The organism is Streptomyces sp. NPDC028907 (assembly GCF_055564995.1).
In genome coordinates, this window is record NZ_JBVHVE010000013.1 from 222,444 (window position 1) to 247,177 (window position 24,734).

Here is a 24,734-nt window from a genome sequence, read left to right on the forward strand (position 1 = left end):
GCCGATTTCGGACATCAACGACATGGCCGAGCTCTGCGGCGACCGGGTCCGGCTCGTTGCGGTTCCTGTTCGCTGATCGGTGTCGGGGGTGCAGCCAGATAACTGACTACCCATTAGTATCTGACGGGCCATCAGCTCCAAAACGCGTGGCGTGCGCCGAATCTGCTCGTCCCGATCGCACACCCCCCCGATCGCACAGAGGAGCCTCCCCCCATGACGCACACCGTTATCGGCGTCAGCCCGTTGGGTGCACCGGACCCCCGCCTCGTCGCCGCCGTCTGCCGGGCCGGTGGGTCCGGTGTCCTCGACCTCGGCCCGGGCGCCCGCGCCGCCCGCGAGGCCCTGACCCTCTTGCGGCAGTGGGCCCCCGGCCGCCACGGCGTGCGGGTCCCCGCCGACTGTGCGCTGCGCCCCGGAGAGCTGTGGGCCCCGGCGCCTGCCGGAACGCGTCGCACCGCGGACCCGGCCGCAGCCGGACCGTGCACCGTGCTCCTCGCCCCCGACGCGCCCTGGACCGTCGCCGGGGTCCGGGCCGCCGCCCGCGCCGCCGCCGCGGACCCCGCCGTGCTCGCCGAGGTCCGCGGCACCGACGAGGCCGTCCGGGCCGTGGCCGACGGTGTCACCGGGCTCGTCGTGCGCGGCGAGGAGTCCGGCGGCCCCTGCGGCGAACACTCCACCTTCGTGCTGCTCCAGCGCGTACTCGGCGCTGTACCGGCCGACCTGCCCGTGTGGGCCTGCGGGGGCATCGGGCCGCACACCGCGGCCGCCGCCGTACTCGCGGGCGCCCGCGGAGTCGTACTGGACATCCAGCTCGCACTGCTCGACGAGGCCGGTACGGCCCCCGCGGCCGCCGGTCTGCTGCGCGCCGCCGACGGCACCGAGACCGTCGTCGTCGACGGCTGCCGGGTGCTCGACCGGAGCCGCCCCGGCCTCCCGGCCGTCCTGCGCGACCGGCCCCTGCCGCTGGGCCAGGATGCCTTTCTCGCCGCCCGGTTCGCCGAGCGGTACGGCACCGTGGACCGCGCCCTCGCCGCCGTCACGGAGGGCATCGACGCCGCCGTGGCGGACGACGGCGCCGTGCTGCGCGGCGGCTCGCCGATGTGCCGGGCGCTCGGCACCGCGCTGCCGGTCGTCCAGGGCCCGATGACCCGGGTCAGCGACCAGGCGCGGTTCGCGGCGGCCGTCGCGGACGGCGGCGGACTGCCGTTCGTCGCGCTCGCCCTGGCCGGGCCCGAGCAGACCCGCACCCTGCTCGAGCAGACCAAGTCCGCGCTCGGCGACCGCTCCTGGGGCGTCGGCATCCTCGGCTTCGTTCCGGAAGAGATACGCACCGCCCAACTGGAGGCCGTCCGTGAGCTGCGCCCCAGCCACGCCGTCATCGCGGGCGGCCGTCCCTCCCAGGCGGCCGCTCTGGAGGCCGAGAGCATCCGTACCTTTCTGCACGTGCCGTCGCCCGGGCTGCTCGGCCAGTTCCTGGCGGCCGGCGTCCGGCGCTTCGTCTTCGAGGGCGCCGAGTGCGGGGGGCACATCGGGCCGCGCAACAGCTTCCCGCTCTGGGAGGCGCAACTGGCCGTCCTGGAGGACTTCCTCGACGCGGCGGCCGACGACGGTCACACCGATGGCGGTGACGCCGCCGACCCACAGGACGTACAGGTGCTGTTCGCGGGCGGCATCCACGACGAGCGCTCCGCCGCCATGGTCGCCGCGCTCGCCGCTCCGCTCACCACCCGCGGTGCCGTCGTCGGCGTTCTGATGGGCACCGGCTACCTCTTCACCGAGGAGGCCGTCGAGTGCGGCGCCATCCGGCCGCTGTTCCAGCGCGCGGCCTTGGACGCCAGGTCGACCACGCTCCTGCACACCGCGCCCGGCCACACCATCCGCTGCCTGCCCAGCGCGTTCAGCCACACGTACCAGGGGGTCAAGGACGAGCTGCGGACTCAGGGGATACCCGAGCGGCAGGTCTGGCAGGAGCTGGAGCGGCTCAACGTCGGCCGCCTGCGCATCGCCAGCAAGGGCGTCGAGCGGGTCAGCGACGAGCTACTCGACGTCGACGAGGAGCGCCAGCGCGAAGCGGGCATGTTCATGGCCGGCGAGGTCGCCGTGCTCCGCTCCGCCGTCACCACCGTCGCCGCCCTGCACCACGCGGTCACCGACGGGGCCGCCGACTTCTACGGGCGCCGCACCGCCGAACTCGCCGCTGACGTCCGCGACGCGGACGGTACGGTACCCGCGCGGAACCCAGCCCCCGCTCCCGAACCGCTCGACATCGCCGTCGTCGGCATGGCCGGCATGTTCCCCGGCGCCGCCGACCTGCCCGCCTACTGGGCCCAGGTGCTCGCCGGGGCCGACGCGATCACCGAGGTCCCGGACACCCGCTGGGATCCCGCGCTGCACTTCGGCGCGGACGCCGAGGCGGACGACGTGTCCGCGTCCAAGTGGGGCGGTTTCCTGCCTCCGATCCCCTTCGACCCGCTGGCCTACGGAATCCCGCCCGCCTCCCTGGCCGCCATCGAACCCGTCCAGCTCCTCGCCCTGGAGGCGGCCAGGCGGGCGCTCGCCGACGCCGGGCTCGACCGCCGGGCCTTCCCGCGCGAGCGCACCTGCGTCGTCTTCGGTGCCGAGGCGGGCAGCGACATCTCCGGCGCCGCGACGCTGCGCAGCGTCCTGCCCTCGTACGTCGGCCGCCTTCCCGAGGACCTGGAGGAGCAGCTCCCGAAACTCACCGAGGACTCCTTCCCCGGCATGCTCGCCAACGTCATCGCCGGCCGGATCGCCAACCGGCTCGACCTCGGCGGCGCCAACTACACCGTCGACGCCGCCTGCGCCTCCTCCCTGGCCGCCGTCGACGCAGCCTGCAAGGAACTGGCCTGCGGTGCCGCCGACGTGGCCCTGTGCGGCGGCGCCGACCTGCACAACGGCATCAACGACTACCTGCTCTTCTCCTCCGCGCACGCGCTGTCGCCCACCGGCCGCTGCCGCACGTTCGACGCGGCCGCCGACGGCATCGCACTCGGCGAGGGCGTCGCCTGTCTCGTACTCAAGCGCCGCGCCGACGCCGAGCGGGACGGCGACCGGATCTACGCCGTCATCGAGGGCGTCGGCAGCGCCAGCGACGGCCGCTCCCTCGGCCTGACCGCGCCCCGCCCCGAGGGCCAGCGCGCCGCCCTGGAACGCGCCTACGCGCAGGCCCGCGTCTCGCCCGCCGAGGTCGGCCTGATCGAGGCCCACGGCACCGGCACCGTCGTCGGCGACCGCACCGAACTCAGCACGCTCACCCGGCTGTTCGAGGAGGCCGGGGCCGCGCCCGGCGGCTGCGTCGTGGGCTCCGTCAAGTCCCAGATCGGGCACACCAAGTGCGCCGCCGGTCTCGCCGGACTGATCAAGACCGCGCTCGCCCTGCATACCGGGGTGCGCCCGCCCACCCTGCACATCGACGTGCCCAACCCCGTCTGGACCGGCCCGGACAGCCCATTCGTCTTCCACAGCGAGGCCCGGCCCTGGGCCGAGCCCGCCGCCCGCCGCGTCGCCGGGGTGAGCGCCTTCGGATTCGGCGGCACCAACTTCCACGTGGTGCTGCGGGCCCACGCCGACGCCGGAGCGCCGCCGCGCCAGAGCCACGACGTCTGGCCCGCCGAGTTGTTCGTCTTCCGCACCCGCGCAGCGGCCGAGGAACTCGCCGGCCTCGCGGCGAGCGGCCACTGGCGGCTGCGGGACCTGGCGCGTACCGCCGCACAGCGCGCGGAGACCGGACCGGGCCCGCTCCTCGGTGCCGTGGTCGCCGAGTCCGTCACCGAACTCCCGCACCTGATACGGGACCTACTCGACGGCACGCCCGGGAGAAGCGGAGTGTTCCCGGCCAAAGGCGCCCCCGCCGGGGCGGCCGACGGCGACGGCGAAAGCAACGACGGTGGCAAGGTGGCGTTCCTCTTCCCCGGCCAGGGCAGCCAGCGCCCCGGCATGTTCGCCGAGCTGTTCACCGCCTTCCCCGAACTCGGCCGCCACCTGTACCACGCCCCGGCCGCCGCCCTCTTCCCGCCCGCCGCCTTCGACGCCGCCGAACGCGCCGCACAGGTCGCCCGGCTCACCGACACCCGCCACGCCCAGCCCGCGCTCGGGGCGGTCGGCCTCGCCGCGTACGACACCCTCATCGCGGTCGGTGTCCGCCCCGACATGGCCGCAGGGCACTCCTACGGCGAACTCGTCGCGCTCTGCGCCGCGGGCGCCCTCGACCCCGACACGCTCGGTGGCCTCAGCCGGGAGCGGGCCGAGGCGATCCTCGCCGCGACCCGCGCACAGGGGCCCGATCCGGGCACCATGGCCGCCGCCGTGGCCTCCGCCGAGCAGGTGACCCGGGTGCTCGCCGGGGCAGGCCTGGCCGAGCGGGTCGTCGTCGCCAACCACAACGCGCCCGCGCAGAGCGTGCTCTCGGGCCCGAGGGACGCCGTCGCCGAAGCCGTCGACGCGCTCACCGGCGCCGGGTTCGCCGTCCGCCCGCTGCCCGTCGCCTGCGCCTTCCACAGCCCGCTGGTCGCCGGGGCCGTGTCCCGCTTCGCCGAGATCCTGACGGCGTACGCCGTGCGCGGCCCCGAGTTCCCGGTCTGGGCCAATCTCACCGGCACCCGCTATGCCGGGGACCCCGCCCAGGTACGGGCCGGCCTCGCCGAGCAGATCGCCGCCCCCGTCCGTTTCGCCGACCAGATCGAGGCGATGTACGACGCCGGGGCGCGGATCTTCGTCGAGTGCGGGCCCGGCACCGTGCTCACCGGTCTGGTCGGCCAGATCCTCGGCGACCGGCCGCACGTCGCCGTCCCGTTCGAACCCCGCCCCGACGCGGGCCTGCGCGGCCACCTCGAGGCCCTGGCCCGGCTCGCCGCGGCCGGTGTCCCGGTGGCGCCCGCACGGCTCTTCAGCGGACGCGACACGGCACTCGCCGACCCGGCCGCCGTGCCGGAGCGGCCCGGCTGGACGGTCGACGGCCACCTCGTACGCACGGCGGACGGCCGGCCGGTGCCGGGAGCGCTGCGCCCGGCCCGGCGCATCTCGGGCATCCCGCGGACCAGAGAGCGGACCAGTGAGGCGACGACGATGGGCGAACGGGAAGAACTGCTCCGGGAGTTCCTGCGCAACAGCCGGGAGATGCTGGCCGCACAACGGGACGTGCTCCTCGGCTACTTCGGGGCTCCGTCCGCGCCGCAGGCGGCTCCGCCGACCCTCGAACCCCTTCCGGCCCCGGCTCCGGCCGCTCTCGCTGCGGCTCCGGCCCCCGCTCCCGCTCCGGTGGGGGTGGATGTGCTGGCCGAGGTGCTGGCGGTGATCGCTGAACGTACGGGATATCCGGTGGAGATGGTGGGGGCGGAGTCGGATCTGGAGGCGGATCTGAGTGTGGATTCGATCAAGCGGACGGAGATCGCCGGGGAGCTGGGACGGCGGCTGCTGGGCTCGGGTGCGGATCTGCGGTCGTTGCCGGACGAGGACCTGGAGGAGCTGACCCGGGAGCGCACCGCCGCCGGGATCGCCGACTGGCTGCGGGCCCGCGCGAAGGCGCTCGCCGACCCGGACCCGGCACCCGCCCTCGCCACCTCGGCCCCCGTGGCCGAGGAGTCCCCCGCCCCGCTCACCGGCCAGGTTCCCCGCCGCTATCTGCTGCGGCCCGCCCCGCTCGACCCGGCGCCCGTGCCCGGCGCCGAAGGCGCGGTACAGCTGCGCGGGAAGCGGTTCCTGATCGTCGCGGACGACACGCCACTCGCACGGGCACTCGTCACCCGGCTCACCGCACTCGGCGCGCTCGCCGCCCGTGGCGGCCCGGACACCGCACAGCTCGCCGGGCACACCGGCCCGGTCGACGGAGTGCTGCACCTGGGCGCTCTCGCGGGTGCGGAACAGCAACTGCTGCCCGCCAAGCTCACCGTGCTCCAGGAACTGCTGCTGCGCGGCCCGCGCCGGCTGCTCTGCCCGCGCCTCCCCGACGACACCAGCGGCATCGACGGCTTCGTGCGCACCGCGGCCCGCGAATACCCCGACACCGTGGTCCGCACCGTGGAGCTCGACCCCGACGAGCCCGCCACCGAGCAGGCCGAGGCGCTCGTCGGGGAACTGCTGGCGCCCGACCGGGAGCCCGTCGTGCTGCGCACCTGCGGCGTCCGCCGCGCCCCAGTACCGTACGAGAGCCCTCTGGGCCCGCCCGTCTCCTCCGGCGCCGGGCCCGCCTCCTCCGGCGCCGCCGCAGCCGCGGCACTCGGGCTCGGCCCGGAGTCGGTCGTCGTCCTCGCGGGCGGCGCACGCGGCATCACAGCCCGGTTCACCCTCGCCCTTGCCGCCGCCGCACGCTGCCGGGTCGAACTGCTCGGGCGTACGCCGCTCGACGACGGCACGGGCGGGCACCACGAGCTGGCCCACGCCACCGACCTGCCCGCGCTGCGTGCGGCGCTCGCCGCCCGGGGCGGTCTGAGCACCGCCGAGATCGACCGCGAAGCGGGCCGCGTCCTGGCCCGCCGCGAGATCGCCGCGACCCTGGCCGAGGTACACGACGCGGGCGGCCGGGCCAGGTACCGGGCACTCGACCTGCGGGACGCGGAGGCCGTGCAGCAGGCGGTCAAGGAGACGTACGCGACGTACGGCCGGATCGACGGGGTCGTACACGCCGCCGGAGTGATCGAGGACCGGCTGCTCGCCGAGAAGGACCCCGTCTCCTTCGAACGGGTCTACGGCACCAAGGTGGACGGCGCCCGCGCACTGCTCTCGGCTCTCCGGCGACTTCCCCAACTGCCCGCCTTCACCGTCATGTTCGGCTCCGTCGCGGCGGTGTACGGCAACCGCGGCCAGGCCGACTACGCCGCCGCCAACGACGCACTCGCCCGCCTCGGCCGCCTCTGGCGCGCCGGCACCGGCAGCCGTACCGTCACCGTGCACTGGGGCCCGTGGGCGCCGGCCGGGGCGCACGGCGGCATGGTCGGCCCTGAGCTGGGCCGGGAGTACGCGCGCCGGGGCATCGAGCTGATCGACCCGGAGGAGGGCGTGCTCGCGCTGCTGCGGGAGCTGGCCTGGGGCGAGCCGGAGACCGACGAGGTCGTCCTGACGGCGTCGGGCCGGTGAGCCCCACGATGCGACCGACCGCCCCGCAGCACCGGCAGCCCGTCGCCATCGTCGGCATGGCGGTGACCCTGCCCGGCGCCTGTGACCTGGCCGCGTTCTGGCACAACCTCGTCACCGGCGCTGACGCCATCTCCGAGGTGCCCAAGGCCCGCTGGGACGCGGACACCTACTACGACCCGGACGGACGGCGCGGCCTCGATGGCGTCTACTGCCGCCGCGGCGGCTTCGTCGACGGGCTCGACGCGCTCGCCGCCTTCGACCCGACCGTCTTCGGACTCATGCCGGACTCCGTGCCCGGCACCGAACCCGACCAGCTGATCGCACTGCGCACCGCCGCGGCCGCGCTCGCCGACGCGGGGGAGGCCGCACTGCCCGAAGACCGCTCCCGGGTCGGTGTCGTGCTCGGTCGCGGCGGTTATCTGAGCGACGGGCTCGCCCGACTCGACCAGCGGATGCGTACGTCCGCCCAACTGGTGCGCACCCTGCACGAGTTACTGCCCGAGCTGGACGGCGAGCGGCTCGAAGCGGTACGGATGGCGTTCACGGCCGCGCTCGGCGGGGAGCAGAGCCCCGAGTCGGTGATCGGCCTCGTGCCCAACTTCGCGGCGTCCCGGGTCGCCAACCGGCTCGATCTGCGTGGCCCCGCCTACACCGTGGACGCGGCCTGCGCCTCCTCGCTCGTCGCACTCGACCAGGCCGTCGGCGCGCTCGCCGCGGGCAGCTGCGACGTGATGCTCGCGGGCGGCGTACACCACTGCCACGACATCACGCTCTGGTCCGTCTTCAGCCGGCTGCGGGCGCTGTCGCCGTCCCAGCGGATCCGCCCGTTCCACCGGGACGCGGACGGCGTGCTGATGGGCGAGGGCACCGGCGTGGTCGTACTCAAACGGCTCGCGGACGCGCGGCGCGACGGCGACCGGATCTACGCCGTCGTCCGCGGCGTCGGCGTGGCCGGCGACGGCCGGGCCGGCTCCCTGGTCAACCCGGACCCCGGCGGCCAGGCCCGCGCCGTCCGGCTCGCCTGGGCGGCGGCGGGGCTCGACCCGGCGGCACCGGGGTCGCTCGGCCTCCTGGAGGCGCACGGCACCGGAACCCCCGGCGGCGACCGGGCCGAACTGGCCGCGCTGGCCGAGGTGTTCGGGCCGCCGGACCCGGTCGCCGGGCCCGACGCCGTGATCGGCTCCGTGAAGTCGATGATCGGCCACACGATGCCGGCGGCGGGTGTGGCGGGCCTCGTCAAGGCGGCCCTGGCGGTGCACCACGGCACGCTCCTGCCGACCCTGCACTGCGACGACCCGCACCCGGCGCTCCGCGTCACCCGCTTCGCTCCGGCCCAGCAGGCCCGGCCCTGGGACGGGGACGTCCGACGTGCCGCGGTCAGCGCCTTCGGCTTCGGCGGGATCAACGCCCACGTCGTCCTGGAGTCGGTACCGGAGCCCGTACCTGCACCCGCATGGGCGCCTGCCCCGGCGTCGGCTCCCGCACCGGCATCGGCCCTGGCCATCGCGGCTGCGGCCCCGGCACCCGGCGGCCCGGGCGCTGGGCCTGCTGCCTGCGCGGACCGTGCCGAAGTGGCCGAGCCGCCCCGGCTGTTGCGGCTCGCCGCCGCGACCCCGCAGGACCTCGCCGAACTGCTCGACGCCGACGACACCGAGCTGCGCGCGGCCGCCGCCGAGGGCGGAGCGAGGGGAGCCGGGGGCGCCCGCGTCGCCGTCCTGGACCCCACCGACCGCCGCCTCGCCCTGGCCCGCAAGGCAGTCGCCCGCGCCCGGACATGGGGCGGCCGGAGCGACGTCTGGTGCGCGCCGCGGCCGGTGCTCGGCACGGGCGGCGGGAAGATCGCCTTCCTCTGCCCAGGGCTGGAGGCCGAGTTCGAGCCGCGGGCAAAGGACGTCGCCCGCCACTTCGGCCTGCCGGCGCCGCACTGGCCGGACGCCCGCGTGGGCGACGTCGCCCGGCACGGCGCGGCCGTCGTCGGCCTCGGCCGGCTGCTCGCCGGAGCGCTCGCCCGGATCGGCGTCCGGCCGGACGCGCTGGCCGGGCACAGTGTGGGGGAGTGGACGGCGATGGCGGTCGGCGGGATGTACGCGGACGCCGAGGTCGACGCCTTCCTGCGGGACTTCGACCCGGCCACGCTGCGCGTCCCAGGGCTCGCCTTCGCCGCGTTCGGCACCGGTGCGGACCAGGTGGATGCCGAGCTCGCGGCGTACCCGGACGTCGTCGTCTCGCACGACAACGCGCCCCACCAGACCGTCGTCTGCGGGCCTCACGACCAGGTCGAGGCGCTCACCGGGCGGCTGCGCGGCGCGGGAGTGCTCGGTCGGCTGCTGCCCTTCGAGTCCGGCTTCCACACGCCGATGCTCGCCCCGTACCTCACCTCCATCGAGAAGGCCGCGCGCGGCTTCACGCTGCACCCGCCCCGGGTGCCCGTCTGGTCCGCCACGACCGCCGCGCCCTTCCCGGCCGACGAGGCCGCGGCGCGCGCGCTCTTCCTGCGCCACCTGCTCGAACCGGTCCGCTTCCGGCAGCTCACCACGGCCCTGTACGACGCCGGGTTCCGGGCCTTCGTACAGCTGGGCCAGGGCCAGCTGCCGGCTCTCGTGGACGACACCCTCACCAGCCGCGCGTGCCTGACGCTCAGCGCCAACAGGCCCCGGCACAGCGGGCTTTCGCAGCTGTACCGGGTGGCGGCCGGACTCTGGTCGCACGGTGCCGAGCCGGACTTCGCGGCGCTGCGGGCGGGGGCCGCGCCTCGGTCGACGGCGGCACCTGCCCGTACGGCGGAGACCGACCCTACGGCGGAAACCGTCCGTACGGCCACGGAGAGCCCGCGAGCCGTCCCCGCCCCCGTCACCGTCCCCCTCACCCTCGGCTCAGGGCTCGTCTCGCTCGACGCCGCCACCCGGGACCGGCTCCGCCGCACCCTGCGCGAGGCACCCGCACCCGGGACGGACCGGCTCGCGGCCGTGGCCGCGCGGAGCCCCGTGGCGGCCGAACTGCGCTCGCTGCTCGGCGAGACGGCGGACACGGCAGCGGAACTGGCGGAACTGTTCGCCGCGGCAGCGGCCCCGCGCCGCACCGCGCCCGCGGCGCCGCCCCCCGCGCCCTCGGCGACCGGGGTGCGGCCGCCTGCCGCCACCCCCCGCGCCACCACCCTGCGCATCGCACTCGACACCATGCCGTACCTCGCCGACCACTGTTTCTTCCGGCAGCCCGCGCACTGGCCCGAGATCGCCGACCGCTGGCCCGTGGTGCCCGCCACCACCCTGGTGCAGCACATGATCGACGCCGTGCCCGGCCCAGGGAGGGCCGTGGCCGTGCACGACGCCCGGTTTCTGCAGTGGACCGTCGCCGCCCCGCCCACCGAGGCCACGGTCACGGCCCGGCCCGAGGGACAGGGGCGGTACGCCGTGGAGTTCGGGCGCCACGCCCGCGCCACGGTCGAGACCGCCCACGGGCACGACACCGCGCCCCGCCCACGGCCGTGGCGGGCGGACGCCCCGGAGAGCCGTCCGGCTGTGTCCGCGCGGCAGATGTACGACGACCACTGGATGTTCCACGGGCCGCGGTTCCGCGGCGTCACCGAGATCTGCGCGCTCGGCGAGCGGCACGTCCGCGGTGTCCTGACCACCCCGTCCGCGCCCGGCGCGCTTCTCGACAACGTCGGTCAGCTGCTCGGCTACTGGCTGATGGCCACGCACCCCGACCGCACCATCGTCTTCCCGACGGGCGTCGAGGAGATCCGTTTCCACGGCCCGCCCTCGCAACAGGGCACCGCACTCGACTGCCACATCAAGGTCACCAACCTGACGGACACCGCCCTGGTGGCTGACGCGCAGCTCGCCCGCGACGGCGAGGTCTGGGCCGAGATCCGCGGCTGGCGGGACCGGCGCTTCGACTCGCCGCCCGAGGTCGATCCGGTCAAACGATGGCCCGAGCACAACACTCTGTCGGTCACCCAGGAGGGCGGCTGGCAGTTGGTCTTCGAACGCTGGCCCGACCGCGCATCCCGCGAGATATACATGCGCAGCCAGCTCGCGGGCCCTGAGCGCGAGCAGTACGCCGAGCACCCCCCGCGCGGCCGGCGCCAGTGGCTGCTCGGCCGGATCGCCGCCAAGGACGCCGTACGCCGCCACCTGTGGGCGCACGGCGCGGGCCCCGTCTTCCCCGCCGAGATACGGGTCGCCAACGACCCTGGCGGCAGACCGCGCCCCGAGAGCGTACACGGCAGAGAACTCCCGCCTCTGGAACTGTCGCTGGCGCACTGCCGGGAGGCCGCCGTCGCACTCGTCCGCCCCGCCGCCGACAGCCCAGGCACCGGCACCGGCATCGACATCGAGGAGATCGTCGAGCGCCCCGAAACGACCTACGACGCCATCCTCGCCCCGGACGAGCGGGCGCTCTTCACCGGGCTCGGCGGCGGCCCCGGCCGGCTGACCCGGTTCTGGGCCGCCAAGGAAGCCGCGGCCAAGGCCGAGGGCACCGGACTGGGCGGCCGACCGCGGGACTTCACGGCGGTCGAGGTCGAAGACGGCGCCCGTGCCCTCACGGTCCGGGCACCCTCCGGCCGGCTGCGGCGCATCCGGCTCGCCGATGTGACCAACCCGCCGGGGCTGCCCACCCGTACCTACGCCGTCGCTTGGACCGAGGAGAGCCCATCATGACCAGCCCCGCCACCACCGACCCCGCGTACGCCGCCGTCCTCACCGAGGTCACCGACGCTCTGCACACGGTCCTCGACGACCTCGAACTGGACGACACCGCGATCACCCCCGGCACCCGCTTCGTGGAGGACCTCGACCTGGAGTCCATCGACCTGGTCACGCTCACCGCCGAGCTGGGCGGGCGCTACGGCGACCGGGTCGACTTCCCCACCTGGTTCGCCTCGCTCGAACTCTCCGACATCATCGGACTGACCGTCGGACAACTCGTCCAGTACATCGCGGGGTGCCTGCGGTGACCACGATCGAGGCGGGCGGGATCCGGCTGAACGTGGAGCGGCTGAGCGGCGCACCCACCCCGGCACCGGGCCCGCCCCAGACGGTCGTCCTCGTGCACGGCATCGCCACCGACAACCTGACCAGCTACTACTTCACCATCGCGCCCGCGCTCGCCGCAGCCGGACACGACGTCGTGATGTACGACCAGCGCGGCCACGGCCGCAGCTCCCGCCCGCCGCGCGGCTACGGTGTCGAGGACTTCAGCGGCGACCTGGACGCGCTACTCGACGCCCTCGCCCTGAAAGGACCCGTCCATCTGATCGGCAACTCCTTCGGCGGCACCGTCGCCCTCGCCTACGCACTGCGCCGCCCCGAGCGGGTCGCCGGCATCCTGATGCTCGAGTCCGAGCCGCCGACCGCCGCCTGGGCCAAGAAGATGAGCGGCATCCTGGCCGGCTCCGCCCACCAGCTCCACGACGAGCGCACCCTGCCGTGGATCGAGGAGACCTACGGCCGCCACGAGGCCCGCCTGGTGCGCTGGGCCACCCGGCTGCTGCACGGCACCTCCATCGCCGAGGACATCGCATCCTGCCCCGTCCCCGCCGAGGAGTCCTGGCAGAGCCTGCACGTGCCGGTCTGCGCGGTGTACGGCGCCACCTCCGACCTGGCCGACACGGCGCCCTGGCTGGAATCGCTGCTGCCCCGCTGCCGCACCGTGACGGTGCCCGGGCACGGGCACTCCGTGCTCGTCGGCACCCCCGAGACGGTCGTCCCGCTGCTGCTCGACTGGCTACGGGACGGCCACCGGGAGCTGGTCGCGCCGTGAGCCGCTTTCTGTTCGTCGTGCCGCCCCTGGTCGGGCACGTCAACCCGGCGGTCAGCGTGGCGGCCGAGCTGACCAGATGCGGGCACCGGGCCGCCTGGGCCGGACTGCCCGGGTTCGTCGGGGAACTGGCCGGGCCCGACGCCGAGGTGTACCCGTGCGACGTGCCCACGCTCCCGGAACGTCCGGCTGCCCTGCGCGGTGCCGCGGCCTTGCGCTTCCTGTGGGAGGAGTTCCTCGTGCCGCTCGCCGGGGCGATGGCGCCCGGTGTGCGCCGCGCGGTCGAGGGGTTCCGGCCCGATGTCGTCGTCGCCGACCAGCAGACCCTCGCCGGTGCCCTCGTCGCCGAGCGCCTCGGGGTGCCGTACGCCACCGCGTCGACCACCCCGGCGGAGTTCAGCGACGCCCTGGACGGCATGCCGAAGGTGGCTCAGTGGACCGCTGGGCTCGTCGCGGAGCTGCGCGCCCGCCTCGGCGACCCGGGGTGCACCCACGATCCGCGCTTCTCCCCCGACCTGGTGCTCTCCTTCACCACCCCCGAACTCGCGGGCCCGGGCCCTCGGCTGCCGCAGCTGCGGTACGTCGGTCCGGCGTTCACCCGGCGCCCGGCGGCCGACTTCCCCTGGGAGTGGCTCGACGAGCACCGGGCCACGGTCCTGGTCTCACTCGGCACTGCCAACACCGGCCTGGGGGCGCGTTTCCTCGCCGAGTGCGCGGCCGCCGCGCGGGAGCGCGGGCGGCGGCTGCAGGCGGTAGTCGCCGACCCCGGAGGGGTACTCGACCAAGGGTCCGACGCCGACCTCCTGGTGCTGCCCCGGATCCCCCAACTGCCGCTCCTGCGCCGGGCGTCCGCGATGGTCAGCCACGCCGGGCAGAACACCGTCGCCGAGTGCCTGTGGCACGGCGTACCGCTGGTGGTCGCGCCCATCCGGGACGACCAGCCACTGATCGCCGGCCAGGTCACCGGCGCCGGCGCCGGAGTGCGGGTGCGCTTCGGGCGCGCCGACCGCCGACGGATCGGTGCCGCCCTCGACGCCGTACTCGACGGGCCCGCCTACCGCGCGGCGGCCCGGCGCGTCGGGGACTCCTTCCGTGCGGCGGGCGGGGCGGCTGCCGCGGCGGCGTACCTGGAGAAGTTCGCGGCACAGAAGCCACGGGAGCCGCAGGAGTCACGCGGTGAGCGACCGACCGGCAGGGCGACCGCCGTGCCGAAGAGTGGAACGAGAGGAGACCACGGACATGGCCACCACGAACCAGCCCCCTGACACCCCCGACACACCCGCCCCACCGCCCCCTGCTTCCGACGCCGAACGCGTCGCCCGCCTGCGCCCCGCGTACCAGGCAGAGCTGGCCGACGGCATCGCCCGGTTCTTCGAGCCGCGCCGCACCGACTGCCCCTGGTGCGGCGCGCGGCAGCTGCGTCGCCGCCTGCGCACCAAGGACCACCTGCAGCGAAAGCCCGGCACCTTCACCCTGGACCAGTGCTGCGACTGCGGACACACCTTCCAGAACCCGCAGCTCAGCGCGGCCGGACTGGACTTCTACTACCGGGACTTCTACGACGGCCTGTACGCCGAGAAGATCGGCGGCGCCCTGGACAGCGACGCCGCGAGGAAACGCAACCGCGACCGGGCCGCGGCCATGCGGCGGCACGCCCGGCCGAAACGCTGGCTGGACGTCGGCACGGCGGGCGGTGACTTCTGCCTGGCGGCAAAGGAAGCACTGCCCGGCACCGCCTTCGACGGGCTCGACATCGGCGCCCATGTGCTCGGGGCGCAGCAGTCGGGGCGCATCGAGCGGGCCTACCAGGGCTTTCTGCCCGACCTCGCGGACGAACTCGCCGGCCAGTACGACGCGGTGAGCATGTTCCACTGCCTGGAGCACACCACGGACCCGCAGGCCCAACTGGCCGCGGTTCACACCGTGCTCCGCCCCGGCGGCCACCTGATCATCGAGGTACCCAACCCGGAGTCGCCCTTCGGCCGCCTCTTCGGCCGGTACTGGCTGCCGTGGTTCCAGCCTCAGCACCAGCACTTCGTGACCATGAGGAACCTGCGCCGGGCCCTCACCGAGCTGGGCTTCACGGTGGTGGCGACGGACCGCGAGGAGTCCCATATCCCCGTGGACTTCACCGCGCTCGTAGGGCTGTACGTGCTGCGGCTGCTGCCGTTCCGCGACGAGCCCTGGCTGCCCCGGCCCCCGGGCCGTCTCGGCACCGCGGTCACCAAGACGGTCTTCTGGGCGGGCATACCGCTCTGCTTCCCGATGTACGCCCTGGACCGGCTCCTCGCCCCGCTGATCCGCCGCAGCCGCTTCTCCAACGCCTTCCGGGTGATCGCCCGCCGCGAGGAGTGACCAGCCCAGCACGAGCTGGGACTGGAGAAGATGAAAGACGCCATGTGGAAGGTGGACCCTTCCTACGGCGTCCGCCACCGCGACCCCAGGGACACCCGACAGCAGATGCTGAATCTCGTATTCGAACCTGATACGGGTCCGCTGCTACGCATCCTGCGCGACTTCATCTGCGAAGCTCCCGACGGGCGAACCATCCCAGAACTCAAGCGATACGCCCTCTTGGAAACCGTCTACCAGCCCGGCAAGGTGATCGATGCCGTCCGACAGCTACGCAACGCGGGTGCCGTAACGACGGAACCTCGTGCCATCAGCACCAAGACGCGCGTGCACCTGGCCGCGACACCTCCGACGCCCAGCCCGTCAGCCGAGCAGGGCGCCCTCTGGTGAGCGGGCCCCAAGGGCACATCCAGGGCATGCGAGCCAGGAAACGGCGGTGGAATTCTTCTGGGACTTTTCTGGGACTTCCGGCTGCATCAACAGGCATGAGCGTGAAACAGCCGAAAGAACCTCAAGGCAGGTCAGCAGCTCGGAGCCACCCATCGCGGCAGGTCACGAAGTTCACTGGTCTCTTCCGGGACATCTGAGTCGCGGATGCCGCCGCCCCCTTGCCGACCTGCACGAATGCAAGGTTGGGGGGCGGCGGCATCTCCTCGGCTCAGACCCGGGTCGCGTTCCGGTCGAGGATGGCCCGCAACCGGTCGGCATCCGCCGGGGTGGCGGTGCCGCGCTTGGGGAGGACGACGATGCCGACGCTGTGCCTGTCGGGTGTCATCAGCACGAAGAGGGCGTCTGTCTCCGCGTAACGGGTGATCATCGGCCACCGGTGCGTCGTATCGCTGTCCCGCGAGGTCAGCCGCACCCCGGTGTCGTCCACAACAGCCCGGAACTCCCCCTGCAGGGCGACCATCCGGTGCACCTGCCGCCCCTGCAGGGCGGGGACCAGTACGTACACACCCACGCACAGGGCCAGCGCGGCGAGGCAGAGAACCGTCGACCTGAGGCTCGGCCCCCTCGGTCCGGTGAAGTTCATGACGAGAGCACCCGACACGACGACAGCGCTTGCGAGGATGACCCCGCCCTGCAGCCGCCCCGCCGGTGTGGCCCGCATCCGCTCGCGCAGTGCTCCCGTCGCGTCCGCCGTCGTCGGCAGGTAGACCAGTTCCACCGTGCTCGTTTCCTGCACGATCCCTCCCCAGAAGGTCGCGTTGATCAATTTCAGGGCAAGAATTCCCAGAACGGGCCGTCAGGCGCACGGTCGCGAGCACACAACGTCACGTCCCTCCCTTTGAGATAAGCCAGCAACCAATCGCTGAACGTCATCTCGTAAAGAGTCCAGGACGGGCTGTCGAACTCCTGGACCACGACGCGCCAGGGCGACGAGGAGGCGTCGGGAACACACAGGAAAACCGCCTCGCCCGTCGTAGCCGTCGCCACCGGCACCAGTTCGCCCGGGTTCGCCCCTACCGGACTCGGCAGAAATTCCACCATGTCCTCGTCACGCCAGAGGTCGAGATCCCCATTGATCATCGTCCCCAGGTCGTGAAGAAGATGGCCGGCGGGATGCTTCAGGTACAACTGCCCGTTGATCTCGATCGAACCGTACGCGTCCACGATCTCGCGGAAGTCCGCAGGGAATTCGATACCGAGTTCCTGCTCCAGTTCGACCCATGGCACCGGATCAGACCAGTTGAACCGGGGTTCACCCAGTAGGGCTTGGATCTCTTGAAGCGTTGCCACCGCTCTACCCCCCTTCCAGCCCGGCGAACGGCTGCCGGTCCTGGACACCGCTCACCGGGTTGCCGCCGGTGAGCGTAGCGGTCAGCACATCGTGTTGAAGCAGTGGGGGACGAGGTGATCTACGTCACCAAGATCTCGAACCGAGTGATGTTTCTCAGCCATGGCCCGCTGGGTGGAGCGGGCTACCTGTGTGTCGGGGGTGCCTCAGGTGACTTCTTCGTGGCCCTGCGCCTTCAGCGGCTCTGGGCCCTCTACTGGGGTGGGTTCGTCGTGAGTCGTCGTACGTCGCATGCGTACAGACCGTTGAGCTTGAAGCGCCGGGCGTGGCTGACGCTCGGTGCGGTGGTCCTGGGGGGCGCGGGAGTGGTGACCTACGCGGTCGCCAGCCCGTCCGGCGATCCGGGCGCGGAGGGCCGGGCGAAGCGGCCGGTGCGGGTCTACGACCTCGCCCTGAAGGGGGCTACGGGCGGCAAGCGGGAGCTGCCGCGCACGGACACCGAGCAGTTCTCCATGGTCGGCGTGTCCTGGGCGGGAGCCGTCAAGCGGCTCGACGGCACGGCGCAGGTGCGCACCCGTGACCTGGAGAGCGGCGCGTGGAGCGGCTGGCGGGACCTCGAGGTGAACATCGACCCGCCGGAGGACCCCGAGGCCGGGATGCGCGGCGCGTCCGAGCCGCTGTGGGTCGGCCCCTCCGACGGCGTCCAGGTCCAGGTCGTCCACGAGGACGGCACCACGGGCGCGCTGCCCAAGGGGCTTCAGGTCAACCTGGTCGATCCGGGAGTGGTGACCGACGCCGAGGCCGAGGCCACCGAGCCGGCGGCGTTCGTCGCCGCGGAGAGCGACCCGGCGGCAACGCCCACCGACTCCACGACGCCGACGGACGGTGCGACGCCGACGCAGACGCCGACGGACAGCCAGACCACCACGCCCCCGGCGCCCACCGACAGCACGGCCACGCCCACGTCGACGCCCACCGGCTCGGCGTCCGCGTCCGCCTCGACTTCGCCGACGCCGTCGGCCACCACGCCGTCCGCGCCGCCGTCCACCGTGCCCGAGCCGCCGGTGACCTCGCGGGCCGACTGGGGCGCCGACGAGTCGCTCAGCCCGGACCCGTCCGAGTACAACGCCGACGTCAAGGCCGTCTTCGTGCACCACACCGACGGTGCCAACGACTACTCCTGCGCCGATTCCGCCTCGATCGTGCGCGGCATCTACGCCTACCACACGCAGGTCAACGGCTGGAACGACATCGGCTACAACTTCCTCGTCGACAAGTGCGGCACCGTCTTCGAGGGCCGCAAGGGCGGCGTCGACCTGCCGGTGCTCGGCGCCCACACCTACGGCTGGAACCGGGAGTCCGCCGGCATCGCGGTGCTCGGCGAGTACACCTCCACCAGCGCCTCCAACGCCGCACTGACCTCCGTCGCCCGCGTGGCCGCCTGGAAGCTCGGCCAGTACCGCGCCGACCCGGCCGGAACCGTGCAGCTCACCGCGGGCGCGAGCCAGAAGAACTACTTCGGCACCGGCTTCACCGCCGGCGGCAAGTACACGTTCAACCGGATCTCCGCCCACCGCGACGGCTACAACACCCAGTGCCCCGGCAACTCCCTCTACGCACAGCTGCCGACCATCCGCACCCTGGCGGCCGGCCCGGTGCAGGGCCTGAAGGTCACCTCGCTCTCCGGCGCGGGCCTGTCCGGCTCGACGTACTACACCAAGGGCGCCGTCAGCGTGAAGTGGACGGCCACCACACCGTCCTCGCTCATCAAGAGCTTCCAGGTGCTGGTCGACGGCAAGACGGTCGCCACCACGTCCGGTACGGCCACCTCCGCGAGCACCACCCTGGCCCTGGGCAGCCACACCGTCGCGGTGCGTGCGGTGCACCAGTCCGGCAGGACCGTGACCACGGCCGCGCTGAACGTCGTCGCGGAGACGACCGCACCGACCTTCACCACCACACCGAAGCTCTCCCTGCGCACCGGCACCGTCAACACCGCCGCCGTTCCGGTCACCCTCGGCTGGAAGGCGACCGACAACGCCGCGCTGAGCTCCGTGAAGCTACTGGCCCCGACCACGGCCACGTACGGCCCGACCACCACCAGCTCGGCCAGGACCGCCAAGTCCGGTACGGCCACCACCTGGTCGATGCGTGCCTACGACTACGCCGGCAACTACCGCACCTCCTCCCCCGCCTACACCCCGGTGATCCTTCAGGAGACCTCGGCGGTGAAGTCCGGCAGCTGGACGACCCGCTCCTCCACCAGCTACCTGGGCGGCAAGTCGTACTCCAGCGGCTCCAAGGGCGCGAGCCTCACCTGGACCTTCACCGGCCGCTCCGCGTCCTGGGTGGTCTCGCGGGCCGCGAGCTCGGGTCAGGTCTACGTCTACGTCGACGGCGTCAAGGTCAGCACGGTCGACCTGAAGTCCTCCACCACCCTCTACCGGCAGGCGATCTGGACGAAGACCTGGTCCAGCAGCGCCAAGCACACCGTCAAGATCGTCGTGGTCGGCACCAGCGGCCGCCCCACCATCACCACCGACGGTCTCGTCTACATCAAGTAGCCCAACTCCTCGTCGGATGACGGGAGACACAGTGCGAATCCGGGCCACCGGGGCACGGCCGGGCGGGGCGTCACTCCGCCTCCGCCCCGGTGAACGCGGCGGAGGCGACGTACACCGCGAGGGTGGCCGTCAGTCCGCCGTACACGGTCCGCAGCGGGCCGGTGCGGTCGTACCGGCTCCAGAAGGGGGAGGGTCGGGCGGGGCCGGGAGGTCAGTCGTCGGGGATGCCGGCTCCGCTGAGGGCCGGGACCGTCTTCTCCGGGCGGACCAGGGAGCGGGCGCCGAGACGGAACTGGTCGAGCTTGTCGACGATTCGCTGCCCGACCGGGGTGTGGCCCCAGACGCTGATGCCCTGGTGGGTGCTGGGTTCCCAGGTGGTCTCGTCGATGACGACGGGGTTCCAGCCGACCTCCCACTCGAAGCCCGAGGGGGTGCGGGCGTAGTAGGAGAGTTCCTTGTCGTTGGTGTGCCGGCCGACGGACAGGGCCATGTCGAAGCCGAGTTCGTGCACCCGGTCGTAGCTGCGGGCGAGGTCGTCCAGGGTGGCGACCTGGATGTTGAGGTGCTGGACGCGGGTGCGGACCGGGTCGACGGGCAGGCCCCGGACGGCGGCTATCGCGATGGAGTGGTGGCGTTCGTTGACGCGCAGGAAGCGGATCTTCAGCTTGACGCCGCTGATCGTCTCGTCGATGTAGTCGGTGAGGCGGGCGTCGAAGACGGTGTTGAAGTAGCCGCGCATCAGGGTCGGTCTGGCCGAGGTGATCGCGACGTGGCCCATGCCGGAGTCGCCCGTGACCCAGCCGGAGGCGAGCATCCGCAGGGGCTGCGGAGAGAGGACCGGGGTGGTGTAGATCTCCTGGGTGATGCCCTTGGGGCCGGGGAAGCGCAGCAGGCGTTCGACGCCGCGCATCCTCGCCTCCTCGGCGGTGCCCTCGGCGACGGGGACGCCGTGGGCGCGGACGCGGGCCTCGATCTGCTCGAAGGTGGTGTGGTCGTCGAGGTGCCAGCCGATGGCGACGACGTCCTCGGCGGGTCCGCGCCGCAGCAGGAACCGGCACTCGTGGTCGTCGAGCCGGAAGCGCATCAGTCCGGTGTCGAGGTCGTCGTGGTGCATGCCGATGGCCTCGGTGCCGAAGCGGCGCCAGTCGGCGAAGCGGTTGGTCTCGACGACGATGTAGCCGAGGTGGACCGCGCCGAAGACGGACGGGGCGTCGTAGCCCTGGTAGCCGTGGTGTGTGGTCATCGGCGGCCGGCCAGGAAGTCGGCGCAGAGCCGGTTGAAGAGTTCGGCGCGTTCGAACTGCACCCAGTGCCCGGTGTTGGCGACCATGTAGAGGTCGCCGTTGGGGAGCCGGTCGGCGAGCATCCTGCCGCCGCTGGGCCGGTTGACCTTGTCGGCGGAGCCCCACAGCACCAGGGTCGGCACGGGCAGCCGGGCGAGGCGCCTGTCGCGGGTGAAGTCCATCTTCCACAGGGCGCCCAGCGACTTGGGACGCCGCAGCGGTGGGTCCGCCACGACCTCCGGGTCGAGGCTGTCCCGGTAGCGGGCGTCGATGACGCTGTCCGGTACGTCGGCGGCGTTGAAGACCAGGTGGTGGCGGATGAACTTCTCCAGTTTCGCCCGGGTGGGTCCCTCGCCGTTGTAGTAGTCCAGCAGGCAGTTCAGACCCGGGGTGGGCAGGGCGCGGGTGGTGCCGATGCCGCCGGGGCCCATGAGGACCATGCGTTCGACCCGGTCGGGGGTGTCCAGGGCCAGGCGCAGGGCGCAGGCACCGCCGTAGGAGTTGCCGACGAAGTGGGCCTTCTCCAGGCCGAGTCGGTCGAGCAGGCCACGGATGCCGACGGCCAGGGAGCCGAAGGGGTCGCTGAGGTCGAGGCCCTTGCTGCTGCGGCCGTATCCGGGCAGGTCGGGGACGATGACCCGGTACTCCTTGGCCAGTTCGGCGACGTTCCGGGTGTAGTTGGCGACACCGGAGGCACCGGGGCCGCCGCCGTGCAGCAGCAGGACGGGCGGGCCCTGGCCGGTCTCGGCGACGAAGACATGCCTGCCGCCGACGTCGATCGTGTACTCCTGCATCGCGGGCAGGTCGGTCTGCGTGATCATGGTGCGGTCCTCACGGGGCGGTGGTCGTGGTGGGGTGCGGTGCCGGGGTGAATCCGGCCGGGGGCGGCGGGAGTTGGCCGCCGGAGGGGGCGGCGGCGTAGACGTAGGCATCCGGGCGCAGGGCGACGGTGGTGGCGCGGTGCTCGGTCAGCCAGGGCAGCAGCACCCCGTCGTCGTCGACGACCGCGCCGGGCGCCGGACGTGCGCCGGCCGGCAGGACGGTCAGGGAGGGGACGCCGGAGCGGTCCCAGGCGGGCCGCGGGGTGTCCCGCGCGCCGTGCAGGAGCAGCCAGCGGCCGCCGAGTACGTCGTCCAGGCGGGCCCGGGTGCCGTCGGGGCCGGTCACCCAGGGCTGGGGGAGCTGGTGTCCGCTGGCCTTGGTGCGCGGACGGGCCTGGAAGCCCTCGGCGTAGTGGGCGGCGGGGATCCAGTGGGAGTCCTGCAGCCGGCGGGCGACGCCCGGTATGCGGGTCACGGCCGGGAGTACGGCGTCCCGGACCCGGGTGACGGCAAGCCGCCGGTCGGTGATGATCCGGCCGACGAACACGGCCCGCCTGGTGATCTCCTTGACGTGCGGTTTGCGCTCCGTCTCGTAGCTGTCGAGTACCGACTCGGGCAGTTCGCCGCGTACGACGGCGTCGAGCTTCCAGCACAGGTTGGCCACGTCGCGCACCCCGGCGGCCATGCCCTGGCCGATCCACGGGGGCATCGCGTGGGCGGCGTCGCCGGCGAGGAAGACGCGGCCGACGCGGAAGCGGGCGGCGAAGCGGACGTGGTGGCTGTAGACGGTGGCCCGCAGGATCTTGATCTGGTCCTGGCCGATGCCGTACCGGGACACCATCGCGTGGATCGCGTCGTCGGTGGTCAGGCGCTCCTCGTCGTCGCCCGGCAGGATCGGGAACTCCCACCGGTGGTGTCCCAGCGGGGTCGGGCAGTCCACCGCCGGGCGGGCCGGGTCGCAGCGGAAGCGCAGCCGGTCGTGGTCGGGCCACGGTTCGATCATCTTGGTGTCGATGACGACCCAGCGGTCCTCGTACGTCCGTCCCTCATAGCCGACGTTGAGCTGTGCGCGGGTGAGGCTGGAGCCGCCGTCGGCCGCGACGACGTACTTCGCGCGCAGCCGGCGTACGGAGTCGTCGCCGGTGCCCACCACGGTGAGCTCCGCCCCGTCGGCGTCCTGGCGCAGGCGCAGGCACTCGTGCCGCAGCAGCACCTCGACGTTCGGGTAGCGGTCGACGCCTTCGCGCAGGACCTGTTCCAGCGCGGGCTGGTAGATGAACATCTGCGGCGGATGGCCGTGGCCGCGCGGGGTGGGGTGCGCGCTGAGGATGGCGCGGCCGCGGGCGTCGACGAAGTCGAGGGGCCGGTCGGCCAGCATGTCCAACTTGAGCCGTTCGGCCAGGCCGACGCGCTGCCAGATCCGCAGGACCTCCTCGTCGGTGGAGATCGCCCGGGCCCGGGAGAAGACCTCGGCGTCGCGCTCCACGACGACGACTCTCAGGCCCGCCGCGCCCAGCAGGTTCGCGGCGGTCACCCCCGTGGGCCCGTAGCCGATCACCGCCACGTCGTACGCGCTGTCGTCGGCGCTGTCCTCGGCCCTGCCGCCGGCGCTGATCCCACTCACCAGGCCACCTCGCTGTCGTCCATGTCGCGGCACGGTCGTCCCGGTCGCGGCTCATTGCTGTAGCGTTCACTCCAATTGGAATGTCCGCTACGGTAAGCTCGACGTCAGGGACGGTCAAGTGCCGGTCGACGCCGCGGTCATCGAGCGCAGCTTCTCGGCGTACGGCTCCCCCCTGGGGCCGGGCCAACCGGTACTGCCCGGCGCCATGACCACCGCCCCTTTCGTCACCTCCGCCAAAGACCGAGACCTGCGTCTGCGACCTCGGCCCGGTGCCGGTGCCGGTGTCGGTGTCGGTGTCGGTGTCGGTGACGGGCGTATCCGATCTCCCCGACACGAGTGAGCCGAGAGGCCGCGAGGAAGCCGAGAGGCCGCACCATGAACAAGCCGTCCCGTCGGATCGACGTCCACCAGCACCTCGTTCCGCCCTTCTACCGCGATGGCCTGACCAAGGCCGGCATCGCGGAGGCGGGTGGCCGGGCGCTGCCCGAGTGGAGTGCCGGTGCGGCGCTGGAGGTGATGGACCTGCTGGGTACGGAGACGGCGATCCTCTCCGTGTCCACGCCGGGGACGGGCTTCCTGTCCGACCCGGACGAGGCCGTCGGCCTGGCCCGGCGGCTCAACGACCACTCCGCCGGCCTCACCGCCGAACACCCCGCCCGCTTCGGCTGGTTCGCCACGCTGCCCATGCCCGATGTCGTCGCGTCGGCCGCGGAGGCCGAGCGGGCGCTGGCCGAGCTGGGCGCCGACGGGGTCACGCTGCTCGCCAACAACCAGGGGCCCTACCTCGGCGCCGACGGCCAGGATCCCCTGTGGCGGGTCCTCGACGAGCACGGCGCCGTCGTGTTCGTCCACCCGGCCGACCTCCCGGCCGCCGCCGTCGACGGCATCCCGCCGTTCGCCGCCGACTTCCTTCTCGACACCGCGCGCGCCGCCTACCTCCTGGTACGCAACGGCGTCCCGCGCCGCTACCCGAACATCCGGTTCGTCCTCAGCCACGCGGGCGGCTTCCTGCCGTACGCCTCCCATCGCATGGCCGTCGCCCTCGCCGACGACACCGGGCGCAGTCCGCTCGACGTCCTGGACGACTTCCGCGGCTTCTACTTCGACACGGCGCTCTCCTCCAGCCCCGCCGCGCTGCCCACCCTGCTGGCCTTCGCCCGCCCCGGACACGTCCTGTTCGGCAGCGACTGGCCCTTCGCGCCCGCGGCCGCGGGCCAGTACTTCGCGAACGGCCTCGACAACGGCGTCGCCCCCGGCACCCTCGCGGCCGTCAACCGCGCCAACGCCGAAGCCCTCTTCCCCCGCCTGGCCGACGGCGCCCCCGCACCGGCCCCGTCCCGGCCGCTCCCGGTCCGGCTCCGGCAGTCGGCGCGGCGAGCCGGCGCGCGTCTCGTCTTCAAGCTCCTCCAGCCCTAGCCCGAAGCCCTGATCGCCCTGTGCCTCGTCGTCCTCGCCGTGGCGATCGGCTGCCTCTTCCGGGCCCCGAAGGCGCCGCCGA

The 24,734-nt window shown here is 73.4% G+C and carries 14 protein-coding genes; 9 read left to right on the plus strand and 5 right to left on the minus strand.

Features of this window, described 5'->3' with window-relative positions:
• Positions 1-213: 213 nt before the first annotated feature.
• Genes ACZ4UU_RS34230 through ACZ4UU_RS34260 form a run of 7 tightly spaced genes read left to right on the plus strand, consistent with a single transcriptional unit; the run spans position 214 to position 15,597 of the window.
• On the plus strand, positions 214-7,092 hold the full coding sequence (locus tag ACZ4UU_RS34230) for an SDR family NAD(P)-dependent oxidoreductase (protein WP_471907264.1): 6,879 nt from the start codon (positions 214-216) through the stop codon (positions 7,090-7,092).
• A gap of 8 nt (positions 7,093-7,100) precedes the next feature.
• Positions 7,101-11,756 (plus strand): beta-ketoacyl synthase N-terminal-like domain-containing protein, encoded by a 4,656-nt coding sequence (locus tag ACZ4UU_RS34235; protein WP_471907265.1) that lies wholly within the window; start codon positions 7,101-7,103, stop codon positions 11,754-11,756.
• Positions 11,753-12,052: an acyl carrier protein gene (locus tag ACZ4UU_RS34240; protein WP_471907266.1), complete on the plus strand. Its 300-nt coding sequence runs from the start codon at positions 11,753-11,755 to the stop codon at positions 12,050-12,052. Before ACZ4UU_RS34235 ends, ACZ4UU_RS34240 begins: the two co-directional genes overlap by 4 nt.
• Positions 12,049-12,858, plus strand: coding sequence for an alpha/beta fold hydrolase (locus ACZ4UU_RS34245; protein WP_471907267.1), 810 nt, complete (start codon positions 12,049-12,051; stop codon positions 12,856-12,858). The genes ACZ4UU_RS34240 and ACZ4UU_RS34245 overlap by 4 nt, the downstream gene beginning before the upstream one ends.
• Complete coding sequence (locus ACZ4UU_RS34250) at positions 12,855-14,120, plus strand: glycosyltransferase (RefSeq protein WP_471907268.1); 1,266 nt, start codon at positions 12,855-12,857, stop codon at positions 14,118-14,120. Before ACZ4UU_RS34245 ends, ACZ4UU_RS34250 begins: the two co-directional genes overlap by 4 nt.
• Positions 14,095-15,210: a class I SAM-dependent methyltransferase gene (locus ACZ4UU_RS34255; RefSeq protein ID WP_471907269.1), complete on the plus strand. Its 1,116-nt coding sequence runs from the start codon at positions 14,095-14,097 to the stop codon at positions 15,208-15,210. The genes ACZ4UU_RS34250 and ACZ4UU_RS34255 overlap by 26 nt, the downstream gene beginning before the upstream one ends.
• 30 nt (positions 15,211-15,240) lie before the next feature.
• On the plus strand, positions 15,241-15,597 hold the full coding sequence (locus ACZ4UU_RS34260; RefSeq protein ID WP_471907270.1) for a hypothetical protein: 357 nt from the start codon (positions 15,241-15,243) through the stop codon (positions 15,595-15,597).
• Positions 15,598-15,865: 268 nt separating this feature from the next.
• Here ACZ4UU_RS34260 and ACZ4UU_RS34265 read toward each other — a convergent pair whose 3' ends face one another.
• Both ACZ4UU_RS34265 and ACZ4UU_RS34270 read right to left on the minus strand, forming a co-directional pair.
• A complete protein-coding gene (locus ACZ4UU_RS34265; protein WP_471907271.1) occupies positions 15,866-16,393 on the minus strand; it encodes a YcxB family protein in 528 nt (175 codons plus the stop codon).
• A gap of 32 nt (positions 16,394-16,425) precedes the next feature.
• On the minus strand, positions 16,426-16,947 hold the full coding sequence (locus tag ACZ4UU_RS34270) for an SMI1/KNR4 family protein (protein WP_471907272.1): 522 nt from the start codon (positions 16,945-16,947) through the stop codon (positions 16,426-16,428).
• Positions 16,948-17,256: 309 nt separating this feature from the next.
• On the opposite strand from ACZ4UU_RS34270, the gene ACZ4UU_RS34275 reads away from it, so the two are divergent.
• Positions 17,257-19,509: a peptidoglycan recognition protein family protein gene (locus ACZ4UU_RS34275; RefSeq protein WP_471907319.1), complete on the plus strand. Its 2,253-nt coding sequence runs from the start codon at positions 17,257-17,259 to the stop codon at positions 19,507-19,509.
• A gap of 211 nt (positions 19,510-19,720) precedes the next feature.
• On the opposite strand, the gene ACZ4UU_RS34280 is transcribed toward ACZ4UU_RS34275, so the two are convergent.
• From ACZ4UU_RS34280 to ACZ4UU_RS34290, 3 genes are read right to left on the minus strand one after another with little or no spacing between them, the layout of a single operon-like run.
• Positions 19,721-20,752, minus strand: a complete 1,032-nt coding sequence (locus tag ACZ4UU_RS34280; protein WP_471907273.1) for a VOC family protein — start codon at positions 20,750-20,752, stop codon at positions 19,721-19,723.
• A complete protein-coding gene (locus ACZ4UU_RS34285) occupies positions 20,749-21,612 on the minus strand; it encodes an alpha/beta fold hydrolase (protein ID WP_471907274.1) in 864 nt (287 codons plus the stop codon). The genes ACZ4UU_RS34280 and ACZ4UU_RS34285 overlap by 4 nt, the downstream gene beginning before the upstream one ends.
• A gap of 10 nt (positions 21,613-21,622) precedes the next feature.
• Positions 21,623-23,236 carry a bifunctional 3-(3-hydroxy-phenyl)propionate/3-hydroxycinnamic acid hydroxylase gene (locus ACZ4UU_RS34290; protein WP_471907275.1) on the minus strand — a complete coding sequence of 538 codons (1,614 nt, stop codon included), beginning with the start codon at positions 23,234-23,236 and terminating at the stop codon, positions 21,623-21,625.
• A gap of 375 nt (positions 23,237-23,611) precedes the next feature.
• On the opposite strand from ACZ4UU_RS34290, the gene ACZ4UU_RS34295 reads away from it, so the two are divergent.
• The gene (locus ACZ4UU_RS34295; protein ID WP_471907276.1) at positions 23,612-24,652 is read left to right on the plus strand and encodes an amidohydrolase family protein; all 1,041 of its coding nucleotides are present in this window, start codon (positions 23,612-23,614) and stop codon (positions 24,650-24,652) included.
• The last annotated feature ends 82 nt before the right edge of the window (positions 24,653-24,734 follow it).

What these genes read in the sequence shown, in the direction of transcription:
- ACZ4UU_RS34230 (WP_471907264.1), top strand. Translation starts at nt 214, where the DNA reads ATGACGCACACCGTTATCGGCGTCAGCCCGTTGGGTGCACCGGACCCC.
- ACZ4UU_RS34295 (WP_471907276.1), top strand. Translation starts at nt 23,612, where the DNA reads ATGAACAAGCCGTCCCGTCGGATCGACGTCCACCAGCACCTCGTTCCG.
- ACZ4UU_RS34235 (WP_471907265.1), top strand. Translation starts at nt 7,101, where the DNA reads ATGCGACCGACCGCCCCGCAGCACCGGCAGCCCGTCGCCATCGTCGGC.
- ACZ4UU_RS34240 (WP_471907266.1), top strand. Translation starts at nt 11,753, where the DNA reads ATGACCAGCCCCGCCACCACCGACCCCGCGTACGCCGCCGTCCTCACC.
- ACZ4UU_RS34255 (WP_471907269.1), top strand. Translation starts at nt 14,095, where the DNA reads ATGGCCACCACGAACCAGCCCCCTGACACCCCCGACACACCCGCCCCA.
- ACZ4UU_RS34280 (WP_471907273.1), bottom strand. Translation starts at nt 20,752, where the DNA reads ATGACCACACACCACGGCTACCAGGGCTACGACGCCCCGTCCGTCTTC.
- ACZ4UU_RS34285 (WP_471907274.1), bottom strand. Translation starts at nt 21,612, where the DNA reads ATGATCACGCAGACCGACCTGCCCGCGATGCAGGAGTACACGATCGAC.
- ACZ4UU_RS34260 (WP_471907270.1), top strand. Translation starts at nt 15,241, where the DNA reads ATGAAAGACGCCATGTGGAAGGTGGACCCTTCCTACGGCGTCCGCCAC.